This is a genomic window from Pseudomonas sp. S3_G06 (assembly GCF_054667565.1).
In genome coordinates, this window is the sequence record NZ_CP162738.1 from 276,888 (window position 1) to 297,358 (window position 20,471).

Here is a 20,471-nt window from a genome sequence, read left to right on the forward strand (position 1 = left end):
CGAAAGCCGAGTGTCAGTCAATTCAAATGGTGGCTGACACACCGCCTTCGCGAGCAGGCTCGCTCCCACAGTTGTTTCTGCGTTGTCAAAGAAATCAGCGGTAGGCTGTCGCAATACCCCGGCGCTCTTCGATGCACTCCGGCGCGCCCATTTCAAACTCGCGGCAAATCAGCGGGCGTCGTTCATAGATCGTGCACATCATGCTGTCGCGATCCAGCGCCGCGCACCAGCCGTCGTCCAGACGCAGCATCACTTCACCGCCCCATTCATCGGTATCGATAAAGCGATCAGGCACGCCGGTGTCGGTGATCAGCATCACTTCGAGCTGGCAGCAGCACGCCGCACAGGTCGAGCAGGTGACCGCCGGTTCGGCAATTTGGGTGTGGGGGATGGTTTTCATCGTGGCAGTGTAAGGCAGTGATCGCCGTGGGTGTGAAAGCGCTGACGGACGCTCACGGCGCCAGACGCCGCGCCATCAAATGCAGCAGTGGGAACAAGCCTGCCCAGAGCAGCCCGATAACGATCAGCGTCGCCGCCTCGCCATAGGGAAATTGCACGCCTGCCAGGCGTCCGCCAGCGTAGTACGACAATGCGCCGCCCAACGCGCCAAGTCCGCTGGCCAGCCACCATGGCCGCGCGCTCCAGGCCAGGCAGTGGCGCAACGTGGTGGCGAGCAGCGCCCACAGCAGCATCAGCCACAGCGGAATCAGCGGTGACGCGTCTGCAAAGCGGAACACGTCGAGGTAACGCAAGACGCTGTCCACCGCCGTGCCGACAATCACTATGCACAGAATCAAACGACCTTCCGCCGCCCAACTGCTGATCCAGCGCAGATGAATCACCAGCACCGCCACCGCCAGCAACAGCCATAAACTGTTGCCGCCGAGCACGCAGGCCAGCCAGCCGAGCTGAAACAGCACGGCATTGGCGATTTGCTCACGCATCGAAGCGCCCGAGCAACGGCGCGGTCATCGCCGCCGGTTTGGCCAGCAGCAATTGCGCGGTGCCGATGGTGCGTTCGAGGAATCCGCCCTCGCAATAGCACAGGTAAAACTCCCACAGGCGCAGGAAATAATCGTCGTAGCCCAGTTCGCTCAGGCGACCATGGGCGAGGCGAAAGTTCTCGTGCCACAGGCGCAGGGTCTTGGCGTAATGCAGGCCGAAATCTTCCATGTGCAGCAGGTTCATGTCGGTCTCACGGCTGACCACATCGAGCATCTTGTGCACCGAGGGCAGGGCGCCACCGGGAAAGATATAGCGCTGGATAAAGTCGACGCTGCGCTTGGCCTGTTCATAGCGTTGTTCGCGAATGGTGATCGCCTGGAGCAGCATCAGGCCGTTGCTCTTGAGCAACTGCGCGCATTGCTTGAAGTAGGTGGGCAGGAACCGATGGCCGACCGCTTCGATCATCTCGATCGACACCAGTTTGTCGTACTCGCCGCTCAGGTCGCGGTAATCCTTGAGCAGCAAGGTGACGCGGTCCTGCAAGCCCAATTGTTCGATGCGTTTGGCAGTGAACGCGAACTGCTCTTTCGACAGCGTCGTGGTGGTCACGCGGCAACCGTAATGCTGCGCCGCGTACAACGCCATGCTGCCCCAGCCGGTGCCGATTTCCAGCAGGTGGTCGCTGGGTTTGAGCGCGAGTTTCTGGCAGATGCGTTCAAGTTTGTTCAGTTGCGCCTGTTCCAGGGTGTCGCTCGGCGAAAGGAACTGGGCGGCGGAATACATCATGGTCGGGTCGAGAAACTGTTCGAACAGTTCATTGCCGAGGTCGTAGTGCGCGGCGATGTTTTTCTGCGAACCCTTGCGCGTGTTGCGATTGAGCCAATGCAGGCCTTGCACGAAGGGCCGGCCCAGACGCGCCAGGCCACCTTCCATGGCGTCGAGTACATCGAGATTGCTGACGAACACGCGCACCACAGCAGTCAGGTCCGGCGAACTCCAATAGCCGTGGATGAATGCTTCGCCGGCGCCGATCGAGCCGCTGCTGGCGACCATGCCCCACAGGGCCGGGTCGAGTACATGGACTTCGCCGAGCAGAGCACTGCCCGGGGTGCCGAAAAGCATTTGTTCGCCATCCTCGACGACCATCAATTGTCCGTGTTTAAGCTGGGCCAATTGGCGCAACACGCCACGGCGCAGCAGCGAGCCGGTCAAACCGTTGGTGCTGAAGCGACCGAGCGGCAGGCTAGAGGATTTCATGGTGCGGCTCCTTCGGAGGCACAGTGGCGGTTTTAAAGCTGCCGTCGGCAGCCTGGTGAGGGAAGATCGGCGCGCGCTTGAGCAGCAGTCGCAGTGCTTGCCAATAAATCGCCAGAGCGGTTTTTGCAGTCATCCACGGGAAGCGCCGCAGGTAGCGATGCAGGCTGCGACGATCGAGCGGTTCACGGCGCAGATTGAGCGTGGCGTCGAACAGTTTCTCGTTGCCCTGCCAATCGGCCATGTGCACGCCAAGGCTTTGCGCAGCGGGGCTGAAGCTCATGCGGTATTCGAGGTCGCGGGGCAGAAACGGCGAGACGTGAAACGCCTTGGCCACAGCGAAATGCTGATGGAAATCCACCAGGCTGGTCGGCGTCTGCGCCGGCAGCACATAGTGATAACGCTCGCGCCATGGCGTGTTGGTCACTTCACAAACGATCGCCGCCAGTTGCCCGTCGGCTTCATGGCAGTAGAAGAAACTCACCGGATTGAACGACAGCCCCCAGCTGCGCGGCTGGGTCAGCAGGCATACCGCGCCTTGTGGCTCATGACCGATGGCTGCGCCGACCTGCTGGCGGACCGCGTCGATCAGGCGCATGCCCTTGCCGGTGAAGGCTTTGAGGTAATCGGTTTCGCGAAATGCGAACGGCGCGAAGCGGCTGCGCCCCGCCAGTGGCGACAGGGCCAGCACGGCATCCTGCTCGCTCAGATCGAGATAGAGCAGGCCGATGCGGTAGCGGAATTCGTGGCGGCGCGGCGAAAAACGTCGATGGCCGATGACGCCGTTGTACAGAGCGCTGTTCACAGGGTTTCACCGAACGCGGCGGCTACGCGCAGCCCGCTGACCACGCCGTCTTCGTGAAAACCGTTGGCCCAGTAGGCGCCGCAATAATGTGTGTGCTGCTCGCCATCGAGTTCGCCCCAACGGTTTTGCGCGGCCGCTGCGGCGAGGGTGTATTGCGGGTGGGCGTAGGTATAGCGGGCCAGTACCTTGTCCGGGCTGATGCCGGCAGTCTGGTTGAGGCTGACGCAGAACGTAGTGTCGCTCTCGATGCCCTGCAGGATGTTCATGTTGTAGGTGACCGCCGCGCGCGTATGGCCGGCGCCCCCGAGGCGATAATTCCAGCAGGCCCAGGCCAGTTTGCGCGTCGGCAGCAGGCGCGTGTCGGTGTGCAGCACGACATCGTTGTCGGCGTAGAGCAGGGCACCGAGAATCGAACGCTCGGCGTCGCTCGGGTTGGCCAGCAGGTTCAGCGCCTGATCGCTGTGACAGGCGAACACCACTTTGTCGAAATGTTCGAGGCCGGCCGGGCTGTGGATAACCACGCCGTGCTGGTTGCGCTCGACGCGTTTGACCGGGCAGTTCAGACGTATCCTGTCGCTGAACGAAGCGGTCAGCGGTGCGATATAGGCACTGGAACCGCCTTCAATGACCTGCCACTGCGGCCGATCGCTGACCGACAGCAGGCCATGATTCTTGAAAAAGCGCAGGAAAAACTGCAGCGGGAAATTGAGCATTTCCGCCATCGGCATCGACCAGATCGCCGCGCCCATCGGTACGATGTAATGCAGGATGAAACGCTCGCCGTAGCCGCCGGCCTTGAGGTAATCGTCGAGGGTGGTGTCGGCGGCGATGCGCAGTTCGATCAGGTCGCGCTGGGCTTCTTTGTTGAAGCGCAGAATATCGCGCAGCATGCCCCAGAACCCCGGCGACAACAGATTGCTGCGCTGGGCGAACAGGCTGTTGAGGTTGTTGCCGTTGTACTCCACCCCAGTGTCCGGGTCGGTTACCGAAAAGCTCATTTCGGTCGGCTTGAACGCCACGCCGAGCTGGTTGAGCAAGCGAATGAAGTTCGGGTAGGTCCAGTCGTTGAAGACGATAAAACCGGTATCGATGGCGAACGATTGCCCGCCCACGCTGACCGGTACGGTGTGGGTATGGCCGCCGACCCAGTCACTCGCTTCGAACACGGTGATGTCGTGGCGGCGGTTCAGCAGGTAGGCGCAGGTGAGCCCGGCGATACCGCTGCCAATTACGGCGATTTTCATATCGGGTCCCGCTGCGGTGGGTTCTTGCGCACCATGCGTTTGCCGATCGCCAGTTGCGCGCGAGCGGGCAGCTTCGACAACGGCCACAGCGCGGCCATGAACAGCCCCGGGAAGGCAATTTCCAGCGGACGGTCCTTGAGTTTGGCGAAGATGTGCCGCGCCGCTTTATCCGCAGGCCAGCTCAGCGGCATCGGGAAATCGTTCCTTTCGGTCAGCGGCGTTTCGACAAAACCCGGGCTGATGATGGTGACTTCAATGCCTTCATCCGCCAGATCGATGCGCAGCGATTCGAACAGGTAACGCAGCCCGGCCTTCGATGCGCCGTAGGCTTCGGCCCGTGGCAGCGGCAGGTAAGTCACCGAGCTGGCCATGCCGACCAGATGCGGCGCGGTGCCTTTTCGCAACAGCGGCAGGGCGGCTTCGATGCAATAGCTGCTGGCGAGCAGATTGGTGCGCACCACATGCTCGATGATCGACGAATCGAACTGGCGCGCGTCGACATATTCACAGGTGCCGGCGTTGAGAATCACGCTGTCCAGCGAACCCCAGGCCTCGGCGATCTGCTCACCGATTTCGCGCACGGTCTGACTGTTGGTCAGATCGCCGGGCACCACCAGCACCTGGCCCGGGTAGCGCTGGGACAAAACCTTGAGCGGCGCGGCCGAGCGCGAGCTGACCGCCAGGTGTGCGCCGCTTTTCAGAATGTCCTCACACAAGGCTGCACCGATGCCACTGCTGGCGCCGGTCAACCAATACCGCCGTGGAGGTGTACGACTCATCCCATTCTCCTTTTCAGCCAGGCAATCACCCGGCCCAATATTGGCAAGTGTTCATACAGCAGCGCCCCGGCATCGAAATAATCCCGATGGCGATAAACCTTGTCGCGCCAGAGCAGGTGCGAACAGCCACCGACCCTGATTTCCCGGCCCTTGGCCAGGCGCGGATGGCGATAACTCATGACCCAGCGCAGGTAACCCTCACCTTCGCGGATCTGGTCAAAACCGTGAAAATCGAAACGCAGATCGCTGACGTTGGCGTACAGCTCACTGAAGTAATCCCGAAGTTGTGCCAGGCCCTGAACTTCGTGCAGCGGATCGGTGAAATGAATGTCGTCGCTGTACAGCTCGCCGAGGCGATGCAGGTTGTCTTTGTTCAACCCGCAAAACTCGCGGGCGAAGCTGCGCAGGAATTCACTCATCGCTGCCGCCCACAGGCTGGCGCGACGGCAGGTTCTTGAACGCCGTCAGCGCACGCTCGCGTGAAGTGCTGAGGTTGACGATCGGGGCCGGATAATCGGCCACGCCGAACAGTCCTCCGGCTGCCGCCGGATTGTGCACTTCCTTCTTGTTGAGCCCGGCCAGTTCCGGCAACCAGTGCTTGATGAACACGCCTTCGGCATCGAATTTTTCCGACTGGCTCAACGGGTTGAAGATACGGAAGTACGGCGCCGAGTCGGTGCCGGTCGATGAGCTCCACTGCCAGCCACCGTTGTTGGCCGCCAGGTCGCCGTCGATCAGGTGGCGCATGAAAAAGCGTTCGCCCTCGCGCCAGTCGATCAACAGATTTTTGGTCAGGAACATCGCCACGACCATGCGCAGGCGATTGTGCATCCAGCCGGTTTCGAGCAATTGGCGCATCGCCGCGTCGATGATCGGCAGACCGGTGCGTGCCTCTTGCCAGGCCTTGAGTTCTTCCGGCGCATCGCGCCAGGCCAGCGCCTCGGTTTCCGGGCGGAAGGCGCGATGCCGCGAGACGCGTGGATAGCCGACCAGAATGTGTTTGTAGAACTCGCGCCACAGCAGCTCGTTGATCCAGGTCACTGCGCCGACCTTGCCGCTTTCGAACTCGCCCTGATTGCTTTGCAGTGCAGCGTGCAGGCACTGGCGTGGCGAGATCACCCCGGCGGCGAGGTACGCCGACAATTGGCTGGTGCCGGGTTTGGCCGGGAAGTCGCGTTCGCTGCGGTAATAATCGATCTGCGCGTCGGTGAAGGTGTCGAGGCGGCGCCGCGCCTCTTGCTCGCCGGCCGGCCACAGGGCGCGCAGGGATTCGCTCGGCGTGGCGAAGCCTTTGACCGCCTCGGGAATTGCGTCACTTTCGATATCCAGCGCGGCCTGTTTGCCCGGTGCTTTGATCAATGCCGGCATCGAGCGGTGCAGGCGTTCGTAGCAGACCTTGCGGAACTGACTGAACACCTGGAAGTAGGTGCCGGTCTTGGTCAGGATCGTGCCGGGTTTGAACAGCAACTGATCCAGATAGCTGTGGAACTCGATGCCCTCGGCCCGCATCGTTTCGGCCACGGCTTCATCGCGGCGGCTTTCGTGGACGCCGTATTCCTCGTTGACGTGCACCGCCTCGATCTTTAATTGCCGGCACAGCTTGAGCAGTTCTGCTGGCGCCTGATCCCAGTGCGGCGCGCTGCGAATCAACAGCGGAATGTTCAGCGCGCCGAGGCTCTGGCTCAGTTCGCGCAAATTGCGTAGCCAGAAATCCACTTTGCACGGCGCATCGTCGTGCTCCAGCCATTGCTGCGGACTCAACAGATACACTGCCACAGTCGGGCCGCGCGCTGCGGCGGCCGCGAGGGCGGTGTTGTCATGTTGGCGCAGGTCGCTGCGCAGCCAGATCAGTTGCATGTGATTAAACCCATCATCAAATCAATCCGCGCTCGAGCAGCGCCTGGTGTGCGGCAAGCGGATCTTCAGCCAGGAACAGATCGGCAGTCTGGGCGGTGCGTGCGGACAACTCGGTGTGGTGAATGTGCACCGTGGGGCCAGCAATCAAGGTCGGGCAATTGACGTTCGCCAACAGCTTGGGCAGCTGCGCCAGTTGCATGGCTTTGCTCGAATACAGCAGCACGCCACGGGCTTGCAGATGCTCGACGGTCAGCGCCAGTTCACCGGCCGGCAGTGGCCAGTCGAACACTTGCACCGGGCAATCGGCACTGCTGATCAGCCATGCGCACAGCCACAGATGTGGCTCCAGCGGCAGGTCGGAATGATTGATCAACAGCAGCGGCGCCGAATGCAACTGGCGGTTGTTATGGTAGATGCGTGCGCCGAATTTGCTGCGCAACCAGGAAAAGAAAAACGTCCGTTCCATCTGTGCGCCGAACTGGCCCTGCCAGCGCTGTTCGAGCTCGGCCAGCAGCGGCATCAGCAATTGCTCGCACAACGTCCGTGGCGGATACAAGGCGATGGCCTGATTGACGCTGTCATCCAGCGCGCGCTCATTGAGCGAGGTGACCGCTGACAACAACGTCTGATGCAGACGCTGCCAATCGTTTTCCACGGTTTCCGTGAAGGCCTGCGGCGCATCGAGCAGTGGCTTGACCTGGCTGACCGCAACGCCACGGTTGAGCCAGGTGAGGATGGCCATGATTCGCTGCACATGTTCAGCGCTATACAGTCGATGGCCCTTGGGCGTGCGCTGGGGCACCACCAGGCCGTAGCGACGTTCCCACGCGCGCAGGGTGATGGCGTTGACGCCGGTCTGCCGCGCGACTTCGCGAATCGGCAACCAGCCCTCGTCGAGGGCTTTCTTGAAGTCGGCGCCGAGGTCTTCCCGGGCGCTGCTGTCGGTTTTATCGTTCATTAGATCGCGTTTCGCAGACTGAGGTTTTCCGGATGCGGCTGCAGGTAAACCTGCTGCGCGATGTACGGGTCCGGATGGAGTCGAAAGTGGTGTTTGAGCAGCGTCAACGGCACCACCAGCGGCACGATGCCCTGGCGATACTGGCCGATGATCTGCTGCATTTCCTGTTTGTCTTCGGCGCTCAGCGATTGTTTCAAATAACCGCTGAGGTGCAGCAGCACGTTGCAATGGGTGCCGCGCGTGGCGCATTTCTTCAGCGCGGCCATCAGCTCGCTGAAGTAGCGCGGGCCGAGCTCGGCGGGATCGCTGTCAGCCATGTTGCCGAGCATCTTGCCGAGGTTTTTGTATTGCAGCGGGTTGTGCGCCATCAGCAGGTACTTGTAGCGCGAATGGAATTCGGTGAGGGCGCGGCGGCTCAGGCCTTCGGCGAGCACTTGTTGCCAGGCGCTGTAGGCCAGGACGCGGGTGATGAAGTTTTCCCGCAGCACCGGATCGTTGAGGCGCCCGGCTTCTTCCACCGGCAGATCCGGATGCTGTGCACAGAATGCCTGCGCATAGATGCCGCGTCCGCCACCGTTCACTGGCGCGCCGTTGTCGTGATAGACCTTGACCCGTTCCAGCCCGCAGGAGGGCGACTGCTGCATGAAGATGTAGCCGGACAGGTCCTGCAACTCGGCGGCCATTTTCTCGCCGTACTCGGCCAGCGGCCTGGTGACGTTGATGGTCCGGTCGACGGTGCCGACCGCCTCGGGTTGTTCAGGGTCGCCGACCAGCCGGATCGGCTCACGGGGAATGCCCATGCCGATGGCGACTTCCGGGCACAGCGGGACGAAGTCGAAATATTCGGTGAGGGTACGGCTGCACAGCCGCGATTCCTTGTGCCCACCGTTGTAGCGCACTTCTTCGCCCAACAGGCAGGCGCTGATGGCGATCTTCGGCTTGGACAGGGAAGCAGTAGACATGAGCACCTCGAATCTATACCTGTACAGAGAGTTATCTCTGTACAACTTTTCCTCAGCATAGATCGATGGATGTACAAGTCAAATGATTTGTATAAGATTTTTGTGCGGCGTTGATCTGTGGGAGCGAGGCTGCTCGCGAAAGCAGTGGGGCAGTCTACGAATTCGAATCTGATACAGCGCTTTCGCGAGCAGGCCCGCCACCACAAGGGAAATCTATTTCCAGCCGAGTAACCAGAGCTTGCTGTCTTTGAGCACCTGCCAATCCAGCCGCTCGCTACGCTGGGTCAGCACCGCCTGCAATTCAACTTCCAGCACCGTACCTTCCTCGTCGCGGATCAGTTCGGTGACCAGAAAATGTTTTTCGCGATTTTGCGGATAGGCTGCTGTCCACTTCGACAGCAGCAATTTGCGCGGATTGATGCGATTCATTGCAGGTGTTCGTGCAAGCGACGTGCAGCCTCCTGACCACTGAGCCAGGCGCCTTCAACGCGGCCCGACAGGCACCAGTCGCCACAGGCGTACAGGCCCAGATCGACATCGGCCAGTGTGGTCCATTCATGGCCAGTGGCGGGGCGGGCGTAGAGCCAGCGGTGGGCGAGGCTGAAGGTCGGCGCAGGCATGGCGCTGTGCAGCAGTTCGGCGAAAGCACCGTGCAGATGCTCGATCACCGCCTCCTTGGAGAGGTCGATGTGTTGCCGGCTCCAGGCGCTGGTTGCATGCAGCACCCACGTGTCGAGAGTGCTGTCGCGCCCGGGTTTGCTGCGGTTGCGCGCCAGCCAGTCGAGCGGGCTGTCCTGCACGAAGCAGCCTTCGATTGGCGTATCCAGCGGGGTTTCGAAGGCGAGAGCGACGGCCCAGGTCGGCTCCATTTTCACCCCGGCAGCGACGCCGGCAAGTTTCGGCGCGGCGGCCAGCAACGCGGTGGCTTGCGGTGCCGGTGTGGCGATCACGACGTGGCTGAAAGGGCCGTGGGTGCAGCCATCGGCGTCCTGCAGATGCCAGTGCTCTTCGCCGCGATAGACCTCGGTGATGCGGCAGGCAAACTGCACGTCCAGGCCATCGAGCAGGCCGCGGGTGATGGCGCTCATGCGCGGCGTGCCGACCCAGCGGGTCTGCTCGTCCGGCGACATGTTCAGTTGGCCGCCCTGGAAGGTGTACAGCTGCGGCGCCCACTCGGCGGCCCAGCCCTGGCTCTGCCAGCGCTGCACTTCGGTGACGAAGCGCCGGTCACGCGCGGTGAAGTATTGAGCGCCTAGGTCCAGCGAGCCGGCGTCGCTGCGCTTGCTCGACATGCGCCCGCCGCTGCCGCGGCTTTTATCGAACAGTTGAACGGTATGCCCGGTCTCTGTCAGAGCCTGAGCGGCGGAGAGCCCGGCGATGCCGGTGCCGATGATTGCGATAGGTACAGTCATAGGGGCCTCGTTTACCTTTCTGTACAGACTACGCCGTCGATCAAACCTGTACAATTATGTTTTTTGGTATAACTTCTAGCGTTCTCGTTCTGACAGCTTGGCCTATTGTTAAACCATAGAGCCTGCCCGATCGAAAAGATCCCTGCCTATAAAAATAGACTAGTGATCCGGGTTAAACGCCACGCGAGGAAGATGTCATGCACATATTGCTGACCGGCGGTACTGGTTTGATCGGACGTCAGCTCTGCCGGCACTGGCTGGAGCAGGGCCATCGGCTGACGGTGTGGAGTCGCCGCGCGGAAAAAGTCGCGCAGATCTGCGGCGCGCAAGTGCGCGGAATTTCGCGTCTGGAGGACCTCGGCGAAGAGCCGCTGGATGCGATCGTCAATCTCGCCGGTGCGCCGATTGCCGACCGCCCCTGGACCCATCGACGCAAGGCGTTGCTATGGAGCAGCCGCATCACCCTGACGGAAACGCTGCTGGCGTGGCTGGAAACTCGTGCGCAGAAACCGTCGCTGCTGATTTCCGGCTCGGCGATCGGCTGGTACGGCGACGGTGGCGAACGCGAGTTGACTGAAGAATCGCCGCCCGGCATCGACGACTTCGCCAGTCAGTTGTGCATCGCCTGGGAAGAAACCGCGCTGCGTGCCGAGAATCTCGGCATCCGTGTGGTGCTGGTGCGAACCGGTCTGGTGCTGTCGGCCGAGGGCGGCTTTTTGTCGCGGCTGTTGCTGCCGTTCAAGCTCGGGCTGGGCGGGCCTTTGGGCAATGGTCGGCAGTGGATGCCATGGATTCACATCGACGATCAAATCGCCCTGATTGATTTTCTTCTGCACCGGAATCAGGCGAGCGGTCCTTATAATGCCTGCGCGCCGAAACCTGTGCGCAACCGCGAATTTGCCAAGACGCTGGGCAGTGTGTTGCACCGCCCGGCGTTCATGCCGATGCCGACCCTGGCGCTGAAGGTCATGCTCGGCGAACTGTCACTGTTATTGCTCGGCGGCCAGCGCGCCACGCCGGCACGCTTGCTCGAAGCGGGGTTCGCTTTCCGCTTTACGGATTTACGCGCGGCTCTGGATGATCTCTCCAGCCGCCTCTGAAATAGGACGTTGCATGACCGATCACGCTTTGCTTCTGGTCAACCTGGGCTCTCCGGCCTCCACCTCGGTGGCCGATGTGCGCAGCTACCTCAATCAATTTCTTATGGACCCGTACGTGATCGACCTGCCATGGCCGCTGCGGCGGTTGCTGGTGTCGCTGATCCTGATCAAGCGCCCCGAGCAATCGGCCCATGCCTACGCCTCGATCTGGTGGGAGGAGGGCTCGCCGCTGGTGGTGCTCAGCCGCCGCTTGCAGGAGCAGATGACCCGGACGTGGAAACACGGCCCGGTGGATCTGGCGATGCGTTATGGCGAGCCGTCGATCGAAACCTGTCTGCTGCGTCTGGTCAAAGCGGGACATAAGAAGATCACGCTGGCGCCGCTGTATCCGCAGTTCGCCGACAGCACCACGACCACCGTGATCGAAGAAGCCCGGCGCGTACTGCGCGAGAAGAAGCTCGATGTGCAGTTGTCGATCCTGCAACCGTTCTACGATCAGCCGGAATACATCGAAGCACTGGCCGCCAGCGCGCGTCCGCATCTGCAGCAGGATTACGATCATCTGCTGCTGAGCTTTCACGGCTTGCCGGAGCGGCATCTGAGCAAACTCGACCCGACGGGCAATCACTGCCTCAAGGGCGCCGATTGCTGTCAGACCGCCTCGCCGGCGGTATTGGCAACCTGTTACCGCGCGCAGTGTTTCCGTACCGCCGCCGCCTTCGCCAAAACCATGGGCCTGCCGGACGGCAAATGGTCGGTGTCGTTTCAGTCACGCCTGGGCCGGGCGAAATGGATCGAGCCGTATACCGAAGCGCGGCTGGATGAACTGGCGAAAAGCGGGGTGAAAAAGATTCTGGTGATGTGCCCGGCGTTCGTCGCTGACTGCATCGAGACGCTGGAAGAGATTGGCGATCGCGGTAGGGAACAGTTCCGCGAAGCGGGGGGCGAGGAACTGGTACTGGTGCCGTGCCTGAACGACGACCCGCAATGGGCCAAGGCGCTGGCGACCCTCTGCGAAAGAGCGCCGCTGGCCCTCTGAGCAAGCCCGCTCACACAGTGATCGTTCCCACGCTCTGCGTGGGAATGCAGCCCGTGACGCTCCGCGTCACTGGACACCGGAGCGTCACCTTGAGGCATCCCCACGCGGAGCGTGGGAACGATCATTGCGGGGGGTTAAATCAGTGGCTCATCCGCCTTCTTCTGCTTCCAGCCGTCATTGCCCGGCAGGATCAGGTTCAGCGCAATCGCCACCACCGCGCACAGCGCGATGCCTTTGAGGCCGAAGTCATCCGGACCGGTGCCGGTGCCGACCAGCACACCGCCAATGCCGAACACCAGCGTCACCGAAACAATTACCAGATTGCGCGCTTCGCCCAGGTCGATCTTGTGGCGGATCAGGGTGTTCATGCCCACCGCTGCGATCGATCCGAATAACAGGCACAGAATCCCGCCCATCACCGGCACCGGAATGCTTTGCAGCAGCGCGCCGAACTTGCCGATGAACGCCAGGGTGATGGCGAAGATCGCCGCCCAGGTCATGATTTTCGGGTTGTAGTTTTTGGTCAGCATCACCGCGCCGGTCACTTCGGCGTAAGTGGTGTTGGGCGGGCCGCCGAACAGGCCGGCAGCAGTGGTGGCGATGCCGTCACCGAGCAGGGTGCGATGCAGGCCCGGCTTCTTCAGGTAATCGCGACCGGTCACGCTACCCACGGCAATCACGCCGCCGATGTGCTCGATCGCCGGGGCCAGCGCCACCGGAACAATGAACAGAATCGCCTGCCAGTTGAACTCCGGCGCGGTGAAGTGCGGCAGAGCGAACCATGGCGCTGCAGCAATTTTCGCTGTGTCGACCACGCCGAAATAGAACGACATGGCAAAACCCACCAGCACCCCGGAAATGATCGGCACCAGACGGAAGATGCCTTTGCCGAAGACCGCCACGATCAGCGTGGTCAGCAGCGCCGGCATGGAAATCATCATCGCCGTCTGATAGTGGATCAGTTCAGTGCCGTCACCGGCCTTGCCCATCGCCATGTTCGCGGCAATCGGCGCCATGGCCAGGCCGATGGAGATGATCACCGGACCGATCACTACCGGCGGCAGCAAACGGTCAATGAAGCCGGTGCCTTTGATCTTCACGGCCAGGCCGAGGAAGGTGTAGACGAAACCGGCCGCCATCACCCCGCCCATGGTCGCGGCAAGACCGAACTGGCCCTTGGCGAGAATGATCGGCGTGATGAAAGCGAAGCTCGACGCCAGGAACACCGGCACCTGTCGCCCGGTGACGATCTGGAACAGGATCGTCCCCAGACCCGCGGTGAACAGTGCCACGTTCGGGTCCAGGCCGGTGATCAGCGGCATCAGCACCAAGGCGCCGAAGGCCACGAACAGCATCTGCGCGCCGGACAGCACCGTGCGCCAGAGCGGATCGTTGAACTCTTGCTGCATGGTTACGCGTCCTTCTGCTTGGTGCCGAAGATCTTGTCACCAGCATCGCCAAGCCCAGGAATGATGTAGCCGTGCTCGTTCAAACGTTCATCGATGGACGCGGTGTAGATGGTCACGTCCGGGTGCGCCTGTTCGACGGCAGCAATGCCTTCCGGCGCGGCCACCAGGACCATGGCACGGATGTCGCGGCAACCGGCCTTTTTCAGCAGGTCGATGGTGGCAACCATGGAACTGCCGGTGGCGAGCATCGGGTCGATGATCATCGCCAGGCGCTCGTCGATTTCCGGTACCAGTTTTTCCAGATAGGTGTGCGCTTGCAGGGTTTCTTCGTTGCGGGCAACGCCCACAGCGGAGACCTTGGCGCCCGGGATCAGGCTCAGCACGCCTTCGAGCATGCCGATGCCGGCACGCAGGATCGGCACGACGGTGATCTTCTTGCCGGCGATCTTCTCCACCGACACGGTGCCGCACCAGCCGGCAATGTCGTAGGATTCGAGCGGCAGATCTTTTGTAGCTTCATAGGTCAACAGGGCGCCGACTTCCTGAGCGAGCTCGCGGAAATTCTTGGTGCTGATGTCAGCGCGGCGCATCAGGCCGAGTTTATGACGGATCAGCGGATGGCGGATCTCGAGGATGGGCATGGGAAAGGCTCCGGCGGCGGGCAAAAAAACCGGCCTAGATTAATCTATCCGAGGGTGATGTCCTATAGGACATTCTGTACGTTAGTCCATAAGAGCTTGATTCGACCTCGCGGGATGCGTACCTTTGCCCGCTTTTCCAATTCCGCCAACCCCTGGAGAGCGCCATGTCCGCTGATCTCGAGCATATCCGTCAAATCATGCGAGAGGCTGACTGCCTGTACACCGAGTCTGAAGTCGAGGCGGCCATCGCCCGCGTCGGTGCACAAATCAACGAGCAACTGGCTGACAGCAACCCGGTGGTGTTCTGCGTGATGAACGGCGGCCTGATCTTCTCCGGCAAACTGCTGACGCATCTGCAATTCCCGCTGGAAGCGTCCTACCTGCACGCGACCCGTTATCGCAACGAAACCAGCGGCGGCGACCTGTTCTGGAAAGCCAAGCCGGAAGTTTCGTTCATCGACCGCGACGTGCTGATCATCGACGACATCCTCGATGAAGGTCACACCCTGGGCGCGATCATCGACTTCTGCAAACACGCCGGCGCGCGCAAAGTACACACCGCCGTGCTGATCGACAAGGATCACGACCGCAAGGCGCGCCCGGACCTGAAAGCCGATTTCGTCGGCCTGCCATGCATCGACCGCTACATTTTCGGTTATGGCATGGACTACAAGGGCTACTGGCGCAACGCCAACGGGATTTACGCCGTTAAAGGCATGTAATCCGCGCCTCAATCTAAATGTGGGAGCGAGCTTGCTCGCGAAAGCGGTGTATCGGTCGACATCTGTTTTGAATGTCAGTCCGCCTTCGCGAGCAAGCTCGCTCCCACAGTGTTTTTGTGTGTGCTGATCCATCCGCGTTACCCATGCTAGAGTGCTCGGCCCCGCCCTCCGGAGCCTGTCATGCGCCTCTTGATCCGCAGTCTCGCCGCCCTGTTGCTGTCTCTCAGCCTGCCGCTGTCCGCCGCGCCGATGCACAGCCAGTTCCTGCCGCCGGACGATCTCACCCTGCGCGACGCTGAACCCGAGCAACAGCAACTGCTGCAGGTCAGCGAGTATTCGGTGGTGGTCGGTGCGCAGCGCCAGTCCAATCAGCAGCCGATTCCGGTCACCTCGTCCTTGTTGATCCGCCTCAAGGGCAAGTCTCTGAACAAAGGCGCGAACATCAACCAGGTGCTGGTGAGTTTCGACGGCGAAAGCAAGAGCCTGAAGAAACCGGCCTATGACGATAAAAGCAAAACCCTGACGCTGTTCTATCCGCTCGCTCAATACCGCGTGGTGATGGATCTGCTGCGCAACGACACGGTGTATGTGCAGTTCCTCAGTTATGCCAATGGCCATATCTGGGCCGATCTTCATACCGGGGCGATTCGTCCGCGTTGAGCCGGGCGGCCGGGCAAGGGTAAACTGCCCGCCCCGTGTCATGTCTGCGAGCTGGAGTCGGCAATGCGTAAAGATAAGAAACAAGTGATTGGTGACGAGATCGGCGATGAGCAGATCAAGCTGTTCCTCGATTTTGAGCCGGTCGACGCCACTTCGCCGTCGCTGCACAAACTGATCAAGGCCTATCGCGGTTTGCGCATCGATGATTTCGAGCGCTTTCTGGGCTTCTTCGTTGCGGCGGGTTATGACGTTGATGGCAAGGATGAGCAGGGCAAGACCTTTGTTGACCTGATCGCCGATCAGCGCAACGCCCCGGAATACATTGAACTGATCGAAAAGTCCCGCGGTTAAGGGCAAAAGACAAGATCAAAAGATCGCAGCCTTCGGCAGCTCCTACATGGGATTTATGTTGGCCCTGTAGGAGCTGCCGAAGGCTGCGATCTTTTGATTCTGGCGTCCGTAAAAAACGCCCCGATTGGGGCGTTTTTCATGCCGCAAGATCAAGCGAAGCTTGGTGTCTCGCTGCTTTCTTCAACCAGTTCCAGGGCGATGTTGTTCTGCGTGTTGATCTTGCGATACAGCGCAGCATCGGTTTCCAGAACCTTTTCACGGGCCGGGAAGATTTCCGCGAGTTTGCTTGCCCACTCGCCTGACGCCTTGGCCGGGAAGCACTTCTCGATCAGTTCGAGCATGATCGAAACGGTCACCGACGCGCCTGGCGAAGCGCCGAGCAGGGCGGCGAGGGAGCCGTCTTTCGCTGCGACCAGTTCGGTACCGAACTGCAGGATGCCGCCCTTTTTCGGGTCCTTCTTGATGATCTGCACCCGTTGGCCGGCCACTTCCAGGCGCCAGTCTTCGGCTTTCGCCTGCGGGTAGAAACGCCGCAGGGATTCCAGACGCTGTTCCATTGACTGCATCACTTCGCTGACCAGGTACTTGGTCAGGTCCATGTTGTTTTTCGCCACCGCCAGCATCGGCCCGATGTTGCCGGCGCGCACCGACATCGGCAGGTCCATGAAGGAGCCATGCTTGAGGAACTTGGTGGTGAAACCGGCGTATGGCCCGAACAGCAGGGATTTCTTGCCGTCGACGACGCGAGTGTCGAGGTGCGGCACCGACATCGGTGGGGAACCCACGGCCGCCTGGCTGTAGACCTTGGCCTGGTGGTGCTTGACCACTTCCGGGTTATCGCAACGCAGCCACTGGCCGCTGATCGGGAAGCCGCCGAAGCCTTTGCTTTCTTCGATGCCCGAAGCCTGCAGCAACGGCAGGGCCGCGCCACCGGCACCGAGGAAGACAAACTTTGCGTCGACTTCGCGGGTGTTGCCGTTGTTGACGTCCTTGATGCTGACGGTCCAGCCGGCGCCGTTACGCTTGAGGCCGGTCACGCGCTTGCAGTATTTGACCTGGGTGTCCGGAGCACTGCTCAGGTGCTTGAGCAACTGATTGGTCAGCGCGCCGAAGTTGACGTCGGTGCCGTTCATCACGCGAGTGGCGGCGAGGACTTCGTCGGGCGAGCGGCCCGGCATCATCAGCGGCATCCATTCGGCCATCTTGCCTTTGTCTTCGGTGTACTCCATGTCGGCAAACGCGTGGTGCTTGCTCAACACGTTGAAGCGCTCCTTGAGGAACGACACACCGCTTTCGCCCTGAACGAAACTCAGGTGCGGAACCGGGCTGATGAAGGATTTGCACGAGCCGAACGTGCCCTTTTTGGTCAGGTACGACCAGAACTGCTTCGACACCTCGAACTGGGTGTTGATGTGCACGGCTTTCTTGATGTCGACGCTGCCATCGGCAGCCTGCGGGGTGTAGTTCAGCTCGCACAGGCCGGCGTGACCGGTACCGGCGTTGTTCCACGGATTGGAACTCTCGGCGGCGCCGGAATCCATCAGCTCGACGACTTCCAGCTTGATCGCGGGGTCGAGCTCTTTGAGCAGTACGGCCAGGGTGGCACTCATGATGCCGGCCCCTACCAGAACTACGTCGACTGCTTCGTTATGCGCCATTTAACGCGTCTCCCAAATCTGCAGCACCAAATTGTCGGCATGGCTGCCAGGCGTTCCAGGGCAGGTCAGTGGGCCCGGGCTATCCGTGGTCAGGTTGGCCATGTCCGAATCTTCGCAATTTTTCGCAACTTCGACGGATGCGTGCGGCCTGGTTTCAAGCGTTCCATGAACGCATTTTCACGCAGGGCTGGCAATTCGACTTATGGTCGAGTCATCCGTTTTCGTGCAACCAAATCCGTAGCGGACAGGCTTCAGGCTCCGATGTTCGAGGTATACCCGGTCCTGTGTCGTTGGGCTGTTTCGGACGCTAATGGTGCATGTTCAGACGCAAAACTATTCATTTGCTCGCCACACTCTTGTGAAGTTGTGAAAACCCGTTTTTTTCACGCTCTTTTGAAGACGTGAACCTCAAAAAAGGGCTGCCTTGGCCTGGCACCTGCCCGCTAGGGCAAAACAACGCGGTGGCCGAGCGAATGACAGCTCTGCAGATTCGCGAAAAGCGGGTTTTTGCCGGAAGAACAGGCAAGCGCGCCAACTTCACTCGATCTGTGTGGGCGGCTCTCTGTGGGCGATTTTGATGTCGATGCATGCGCATTGACGCTGTTGCGGGGCCCGATCAGGAGACGTCCTTATAATCGGGGGGAGATTGTAGCGAAGAAATGCGCGCAGTTGCTCGTGTTTAATGACTTTTATTAGGCATCCGGTCAGATGCTCAACTGCACCTGACCCCGTGCGCGCATTTGTCGCGGTACGACCCGGGCGCTGGCGGGGAGCGGCTGGTTCAGCCAGGTCAGGCGGATTTCTTCGATTTCCACCCAGCCGTCGCCCATCGGTTGCAGGCTGCACTGCTTGAAGGCCTGGCAACGGCCGTTGCGGTCGAGCAGGGCGAAGCTACGATGCAGCGGGCGTGGGGCGAACAGCGAGATCAGATAGCGCATGGCAGAGTTCCTTGAAGGAGGACTGCTTTGAAGCTTGTCGGCAAGCCATGACGCCAGGGTGTATGGACGGTGAAGAATGTGTGACAGGAACCGCTTTCGGTGGGGTTTGTCTGACATTGCAGTATTCACTGTGCGGCGCTGGTTACGCGCAGTGGCCCACCGCTATACTGCCGGCCTGTTTGTGCCTGATTCTGGAGAGAAGAGCATGTTGCAACGCCTGTTGTTCGGTTTGATCACTGTCGCCGGTTTGACCCTCGCCGGCTGCGCCCACAGCCCGCAACAACTGAATCCGGAGCCGAAGCTGACCACGCAACTGCCAGCGGTCGGTCGCGGCCAGCCTGTCATCGTGCGTGTGGTCGACGGTCGTCCGTCGCCAACCCTCGGCACCCGTGGCGGTCTGTACCCGGAAACCAGCGCCATCACCGTACAGCGCGAGCAGATCCTGCCCAAGCTGCAGGCCCAGGCCGAAGCCGCCGTGCGTCTGCTCGGCTTCACCCCGACCACTAACGCACCCAACGCGCCGCAGCTGACCGTGACCCTGGCCGAGCTGAAGTACCAGTCGCCGAAAGAAGGCATGTACGTGACCGAAGCGACCATCGGCGCGACCTTCCGCTCCGACGTGCAGAACGCCAACCGCCGCTACAGCGGCCGTTACGGTGCGTCGCTGGACCAGCGCTTCGGCATGGCGCCGAATCAGGAGACCAATACCAAACTGGTCAGCGATGTATTGAGTGATGCGCTGACGCGTCTGTTCAAGGACCCGACCGTGGGTCAGGTGCTCGCTGAGTAAGTTTGCAGCGAATGTGAAAAAGCCCGGGGCCAGTGATGGTTCCGGGCTTTTTTGTGGATCTGAGATTTGTGTCGTATGGGAAATCGATTCCCCTCACCCCAGCCCTCTCCCGAGGGAGAGGGAGCCGATCGCGTGTGCTTCAAAACCTGAATTCGGCGCGGTATCTCATGTCGGCGCATCTACCGCAAACACCTCGGTCAGTCCCCTCTCCCTCTGGGAGAGGGCTAGGGTGAGGGTGCTTTTGACGTTCAGGCAGCCTGAGAATAGAAATCAAGCACGCTCACGCCAGTCAGCAAATCGGTCTCGGGCAAGTCCGCATGCTGATGCCCGCCCAGCGCGCAATACACCAGCCAGTGCCGGTCCTGCACGTTGAAGGCGAGGCTGCCGACCAGGCTTTGCTGGTCGTCGTAAGGAGTGATGAGGTACAGGCGATCCTGGTTTTCCGCGTGCAGCATGTCGCATTCCATTCGGGTTTCGAGGCGCGCAGGGTGAAGCATCCACGTGACGATGCCATGACACAGGACAGCCATCGGTCGATTGTCAGGTTATTTGTCGCAAAGGCTGGGGCAGGGCGTCAGGGTTTGGGTAGAATCCGCGCCGCGGTCGTCGGTCTGGCGTCTGCCACACCGGTTAAGTTCGAGGTCTGTGATGTCGCTGCACTTGATGACGCTGTTTACCGCCCATCCCGCCAAGTTGATCAACCTGCTGGCCTTGCTGCTGGCCTTTCCGGGCAGTTGGCTGCTGCACGCGACCCGCCGCCGTGAGCAACGCGCGCAGGCCAGTCTGGCGGCACAGCGCCAAGCGCAGCCGAATGCCGAGCCGATGCTCGATTGGGCGACGTTGCGCATGAACCGGTTTTTCTATCGTTTTGGTTTTGCTTGCCTGGGGCTTGCTTTGATCGTCTCCTGGATCAGCACCCGCTTCTGAAGCAATAGCAAACCTGTGGT

Annotated in this window: 24 protein-coding genes; 7 read left to right on the forward strand and 17 right to left on the reverse strand. The window is 61.0% G+C overall.

Annotation, left to right across the window (positions count from 1 at the left end; translation table 11 throughout):
* Nucleotides 1-94: 94 nt before the first annotated feature.
* From AB4N47_RS01300 to AB4N47_RS01355, 12 genes are all read right to left on the reverse strand, one after another.
* Nucleotides 95-400, reverse strand: coding sequence for a YkgJ family cysteine cluster protein (locus tag AB4N47_RS01300; RefSeq protein ID WP_024014290.1), 306 nt, complete (start codon nt 398-400; stop codon nt 95-97).
* A gap of 52 nt (nt 401-452) precedes the next feature.
* Nucleotides 453-944: a DUF2878 domain-containing protein gene (locus AB4N47_RS01305; protein ID WP_341639431.1), complete on the reverse strand. Its 492-nt coding sequence runs from the start codon at nt 942-944 to the stop codon at nt 453-455.
* Complete coding sequence (locus AB4N47_RS01310; protein WP_016773216.1) at nt 937-2,202, reverse strand: SAM-dependent methyltransferase; 1,266 nt, start codon at nt 2,200-2,202, stop codon at nt 937-939. Before AB4N47_RS01310 ends, AB4N47_RS01305 begins: the two co-directional genes overlap by 8 nt.
* Entirely contained in the window at nt 2,189-3,004 is an 816-nt protein-coding gene (locus tag AB4N47_RS01315; protein ID WP_341639432.1) for a DUF1365 domain-containing protein, read from the reverse strand. Before AB4N47_RS01315 ends, AB4N47_RS01310 begins: the two co-directional genes overlap by 14 nt.
* On the reverse strand, nt 3,001-4,248 hold the full coding sequence (locus tag AB4N47_RS01320) for an NAD(P)/FAD-dependent oxidoreductase (protein ID WP_341639433.1): 1,248 nt from the start codon (nt 4,246-4,248) through the stop codon (nt 3,001-3,003). The genes AB4N47_RS01315 and AB4N47_RS01320 overlap by 4 nt, the downstream gene beginning before the upstream one ends.
* On the reverse strand, nt 4,245-5,027 hold the full coding sequence (locus AB4N47_RS01325) for an SDR family NAD(P)-dependent oxidoreductase (RefSeq protein ID WP_016773219.1): 783 nt from the start codon (nt 5,025-5,027) through the stop codon (nt 4,245-4,247). Before AB4N47_RS01325 ends, AB4N47_RS01320 begins: the two co-directional genes overlap by 4 nt.
* Entirely contained in the window at nt 5,024-5,446 is a 423-nt protein-coding gene (locus tag AB4N47_RS01330) for a nuclear transport factor 2 family protein (protein ID WP_341639434.1), read from the reverse strand. The genes AB4N47_RS01325 and AB4N47_RS01330 overlap by 4 nt, the downstream gene beginning before the upstream one ends.
* Nucleotides 5,439-6,884, reverse strand: a complete 1,446-nt coding sequence (gene phrB, locus AB4N47_RS01335; RefSeq protein WP_341639435.1) for a deoxyribodipyrimidine photo-lyase — start codon at nt 6,882-6,884, stop codon at nt 5,439-5,441. The genes AB4N47_RS01330 and phrB overlap by 8 nt, the downstream gene beginning before the upstream one ends.
* Before the next feature lie 16 nt (nt 6,885-6,900).
* Nucleotides 6,901-7,842 carry a MerR family transcriptional regulator gene (locus AB4N47_RS01340; RefSeq protein WP_016773222.1) on the reverse strand — a complete coding sequence of 314 codons (942 nt, stop codon included), beginning with the start codon at nt 7,840-7,842 and terminating at the stop codon, nt 6,901-6,903.
* A complete protein-coding gene (locus AB4N47_RS01345; RefSeq protein WP_041479992.1) occupies nt 7,842-8,804 on the reverse strand; it encodes a YbgA family protein in 963 nt (320 codons plus the stop codon). Before AB4N47_RS01345 ends, AB4N47_RS01340 begins: the two co-directional genes overlap by 1 nt.
* Before the next feature lie 213 nt (nt 8,805-9,017).
* Nucleotides 9,018-9,233, reverse strand: a complete 216-nt coding sequence (locus tag AB4N47_RS01350; RefSeq protein WP_341639436.1) for a TIGR02450 family Trp-rich protein — start codon at nt 9,231-9,233, stop codon at nt 9,018-9,020.
* Nucleotides 9,230-10,216, reverse strand: coding sequence for an NAD(P)/FAD-dependent oxidoreductase (locus tag AB4N47_RS01355; RefSeq protein ID WP_024014282.1), 987 nt, complete (start codon nt 10,214-10,216; stop codon nt 9,230-9,232). The genes AB4N47_RS01350 and AB4N47_RS01355 overlap by 4 nt, the downstream gene beginning before the upstream one ends.
* A 197-nt stretch (nt 10,217-10,413) precedes the next feature.
* Here AB4N47_RS01355 and AB4N47_RS01360 point away from each other — a divergent pair, with 197 nt between their 5' ends.
* Both AB4N47_RS01360 and hemH read left to right on the forward strand, forming a co-directional pair.
* The gene (locus tag AB4N47_RS01360; RefSeq protein ID WP_130900215.1) at nt 10,414-11,316 is read left to right on the forward strand and encodes a TIGR01777 family oxidoreductase; all 903 of its coding nucleotides are present in this window, start codon (nt 10,414-10,416) and stop codon (nt 11,314-11,316) included.
* Between the two features lie 13 nt (nt 11,317-11,329).
* Nucleotides 11,330-12,355, forward strand: coding sequence for a ferrochelatase (hemH, locus tag AB4N47_RS01365; protein WP_137214151.1), 1,026 nt, complete (start codon nt 11,330-11,332; stop codon nt 12,353-12,355).
* A gap of 134 nt (nt 12,356-12,489) precedes the next feature.
* Here hemH and AB4N47_RS01370 read toward each other — a convergent pair whose 3' ends face one another.
* Together AB4N47_RS01370 and upp are read right to left on the reverse strand one after the other, a co-directional pair.
* A complete protein-coding gene (locus AB4N47_RS01370) occupies nt 12,490-13,764 on the reverse strand; it encodes a uracil-xanthine permease family protein (RefSeq protein ID WP_016773229.1) in 1,275 nt (424 codons plus the stop codon).
* Nucleotides 13,765-13,766: 2 nt separating this feature from the next.
* Nucleotides 13,767-14,405 carry a uracil phosphoribosyltransferase gene (gene upp / locus AB4N47_RS01375; protein ID WP_024014279.1) on the reverse strand — a complete coding sequence of 213 codons (639 nt, stop codon included), beginning with the start codon at nt 14,403-14,405 and terminating at the stop codon, nt 13,767-13,769.
* A 164-nt stretch (nt 14,406-14,569) separates the two neighbouring features.
* On the opposite strand from upp, the gene AB4N47_RS01380 reads away from it, so the two are divergent.
* The 3 genes from AB4N47_RS01380 to AB4N47_RS01390 all read left to right on the forward strand — a co-directional run bounded on the left by AB4N47_RS01380 (nt 14,570) and on the right by AB4N47_RS01390 (nt 16,138).
* A complete protein-coding gene (locus AB4N47_RS01380; protein ID WP_016773231.1) occupies nt 14,570-15,127 on the forward strand; it encodes a hypoxanthine-guanine phosphoribosyltransferase in 558 nt (185 codons plus the stop codon).
* A gap of 180 nt (nt 15,128-15,307) precedes the next feature.
* Nucleotides 15,308-15,787, forward strand: a complete 480-nt coding sequence (locus AB4N47_RS01385) for a hypothetical protein (RefSeq protein ID WP_056790257.1) — start codon at nt 15,308-15,310, stop codon at nt 15,785-15,787.
* Between the two features lie 63 nt (nt 15,788-15,850).
* Complete coding sequence (locus tag AB4N47_RS01390) at nt 15,851-16,138, forward strand: PA4642 family protein (protein WP_150652030.1); 288 nt, start codon at nt 15,851-15,853, stop codon at nt 16,136-16,138.
* A 149-nt stretch (nt 16,139-16,287) separates the two neighbouring features.
* Here the strand turns inward: AB4N47_RS01390 and mqo are convergent, their stop codons facing one another.
* Entirely contained in the window at nt 16,288-17,796 is a 1,509-nt protein-coding gene (gene mqo / locus AB4N47_RS01395) for a malate dehydrogenase (quinone) (protein WP_024014277.1), read from the reverse strand.
* Nucleotides 17,797-18,500: 704 nt separating this feature from the next.
* Nucleotides 18,501-18,734 carry a hypothetical protein gene (locus AB4N47_RS01400; protein ID WP_016773235.1) on the reverse strand — a complete coding sequence of 78 codons (234 nt, stop codon included), beginning with the start codon at nt 18,732-18,734 and terminating at the stop codon, nt 18,501-18,503.
* 205 nt (nt 18,735-18,939) lie between these two features.
* Here AB4N47_RS01400 and AB4N47_RS01405 point away from each other — a divergent pair, with 205 nt between their 5' ends.
* A complete protein-coding gene (locus AB4N47_RS01405; protein WP_024014276.1) occupies nt 18,940-19,524 on the forward strand; it encodes a YajG family lipoprotein in 585 nt (194 codons plus the stop codon).
* 248 nt (nt 19,525-19,772) lie between these two features.
* On the opposite strand, the gene AB4N47_RS01410 is transcribed toward AB4N47_RS01405, so the two are convergent.
* Nucleotides 19,773-19,979: a hypothetical protein gene (locus AB4N47_RS01410; protein WP_016770662.1), complete on the reverse strand. Its 207-nt coding sequence runs from the start codon at nt 19,977-19,979 to the stop codon at nt 19,773-19,775.
* Nucleotides 19,980-20,172: 193 nt separating this feature from the next.
* Between AB4N47_RS01410 and AB4N47_RS01415 the strand changes: the two genes are divergently transcribed.
* Entirely contained in the window at nt 20,173-20,451 is a 279-nt protein-coding gene (locus AB4N47_RS01415) for a hypothetical protein (protein ID WP_016770663.1), read from the forward strand.
* Nucleotides 20,452-20,471: the final 20 nt, after the last annotated feature.

Coding starts and splice junctions, on each gene's coding strand:
- AB4N47_RS01325 (WP_016773219.1), bottom strand. CDS start 5,027: ATGAGTCGTACACCTCCACGGCGGTATTGGTTGACCGGCGCCAGCAGT.
- AB4N47_RS01310 (WP_016773216.1), bottom strand. CDS start 2,202: ATGAAATCCTCTAGCCTGCCGCTCGGTCGCTTCAGCACCAACGGTTTG.
- AB4N47_RS01345 (WP_041479992.1), bottom strand. CDS start 8,804: ATGTCTACTGCTTCCCTGTCCAAGCCGAAGATCGCCATCAGCGCCTGC.
- AB4N47_RS01340 (WP_016773222.1), bottom strand. CDS start 7,842: ATGAACGATAAAACCGACAGCAGCGCCCGGGAAGACCTCGGCGCCGAC.
- AB4N47_RS01415 (WP_016770663.1), top strand. CDS start 20,173: ATGTCGCTGCACTTGATGACGCTGTTTACCGCCCATCCCGCCAAGTTG.
- AB4N47_RS01400 (WP_016773235.1), bottom strand. CDS start 18,734: ATGCGCTATCTGATCTCGCTGTTCGCCCCACGCCCGCTGCATCGTAGC.
- hemH (WP_137214151.1), top strand. CDS start 11,330: ATGACCGATCACGCTTTGCTTCTGGTCAACCTGGGCTCTCCGGCCTCC.
- AB4N47_RS01380 (WP_016773231.1), top strand. CDS start 14,570: ATGTCCGCTGATCTCGAGCATATCCGTCAAATCATGCGAGAGGCTGAC.
- AB4N47_RS01350 (WP_341639436.1), bottom strand. CDS start 9,233: ATGAATCGCATCAATCCGCGCAAATTGCTGCTGTCGAAGTGGACAGCA.
- AB4N47_RS01330 (WP_341639434.1), bottom strand. CDS start 5,446: ATGAGTGAATTCCTGCGCAGCTTCGCCCGCGAGTTTTGCGGGTTGAAC.
- AB4N47_RS01410 (WP_016770662.1), bottom strand. CDS start 19,979: ATGCTGCACGCGGAAAACCAGGATCGCCTGTACCTCATCACTCCTTAC.
- AB4N47_RS01320 (WP_341639433.1), bottom strand. CDS start 4,248: ATGAAAATCGCCGTAATTGGCAGCGGTATCGCCGGGCTCACCTGCGCC.
- AB4N47_RS01300 (WP_024014290.1), bottom strand. CDS start 400: ATGAAAACCATCCCCCACACCCAAATTGCCGAACCGGCGGTCACCTGC.
- AB4N47_RS01385 (WP_056790257.1), top strand. CDS start 15,308: ATGCGCCTCTTGATCCGCAGTCTCGCCGCCCTGTTGCTGTCTCTCAGC.
- AB4N47_RS01355 (WP_024014282.1), bottom strand. CDS start 10,216: ATGACTGTACCTATCGCAATCATCGGCACCGGCATCGCCGGGCTCTCC.
- AB4N47_RS01370 (WP_016773229.1), bottom strand. CDS start 13,764: ATGCAGCAAGAGTTCAACGATCCGCTCTGGCGCACGGTGCTGTCCGGC.
- phrB (WP_341639435.1), bottom strand. CDS start 6,884: ATGCAACTGATCTGGCTGCGCAGCGACCTGCGCCAACATGACAACACC.
- AB4N47_RS01390 (WP_150652030.1), top strand. CDS start 15,851: ATGCGTAAAGATAAGAAACAAGTGATTGGTGACGAGATCGGCGATGAG.
- AB4N47_RS01305 (WP_341639431.1), bottom strand. CDS start 944: ATGCGTGAGCAAATCGCCAATGCCGTGCTGTTTCAGCTCGGCTGGCTG.
- mqo (WP_024014277.1), bottom strand. CDS start 17,796: ATGGCGCATAACGAAGCAGTCGACGTAGTTCTGGTAGGGGCCGGCATC.
- AB4N47_RS01405 (WP_024014276.1), top strand. CDS start 18,940: ATGTTGCAACGCCTGTTGTTCGGTTTGATCACTGTCGCCGGTTTGACC.
- AB4N47_RS01360 (WP_130900215.1), top strand. CDS start 10,414: ATGCACATATTGCTGACCGGCGGTACTGGTTTGATCGGACGTCAGCTC.
- upp (WP_024014279.1), bottom strand. CDS start 14,405: ATGCCCATCCTCGAGATCCGCCATCCGCTGATCCGTCATAAACTCGGC.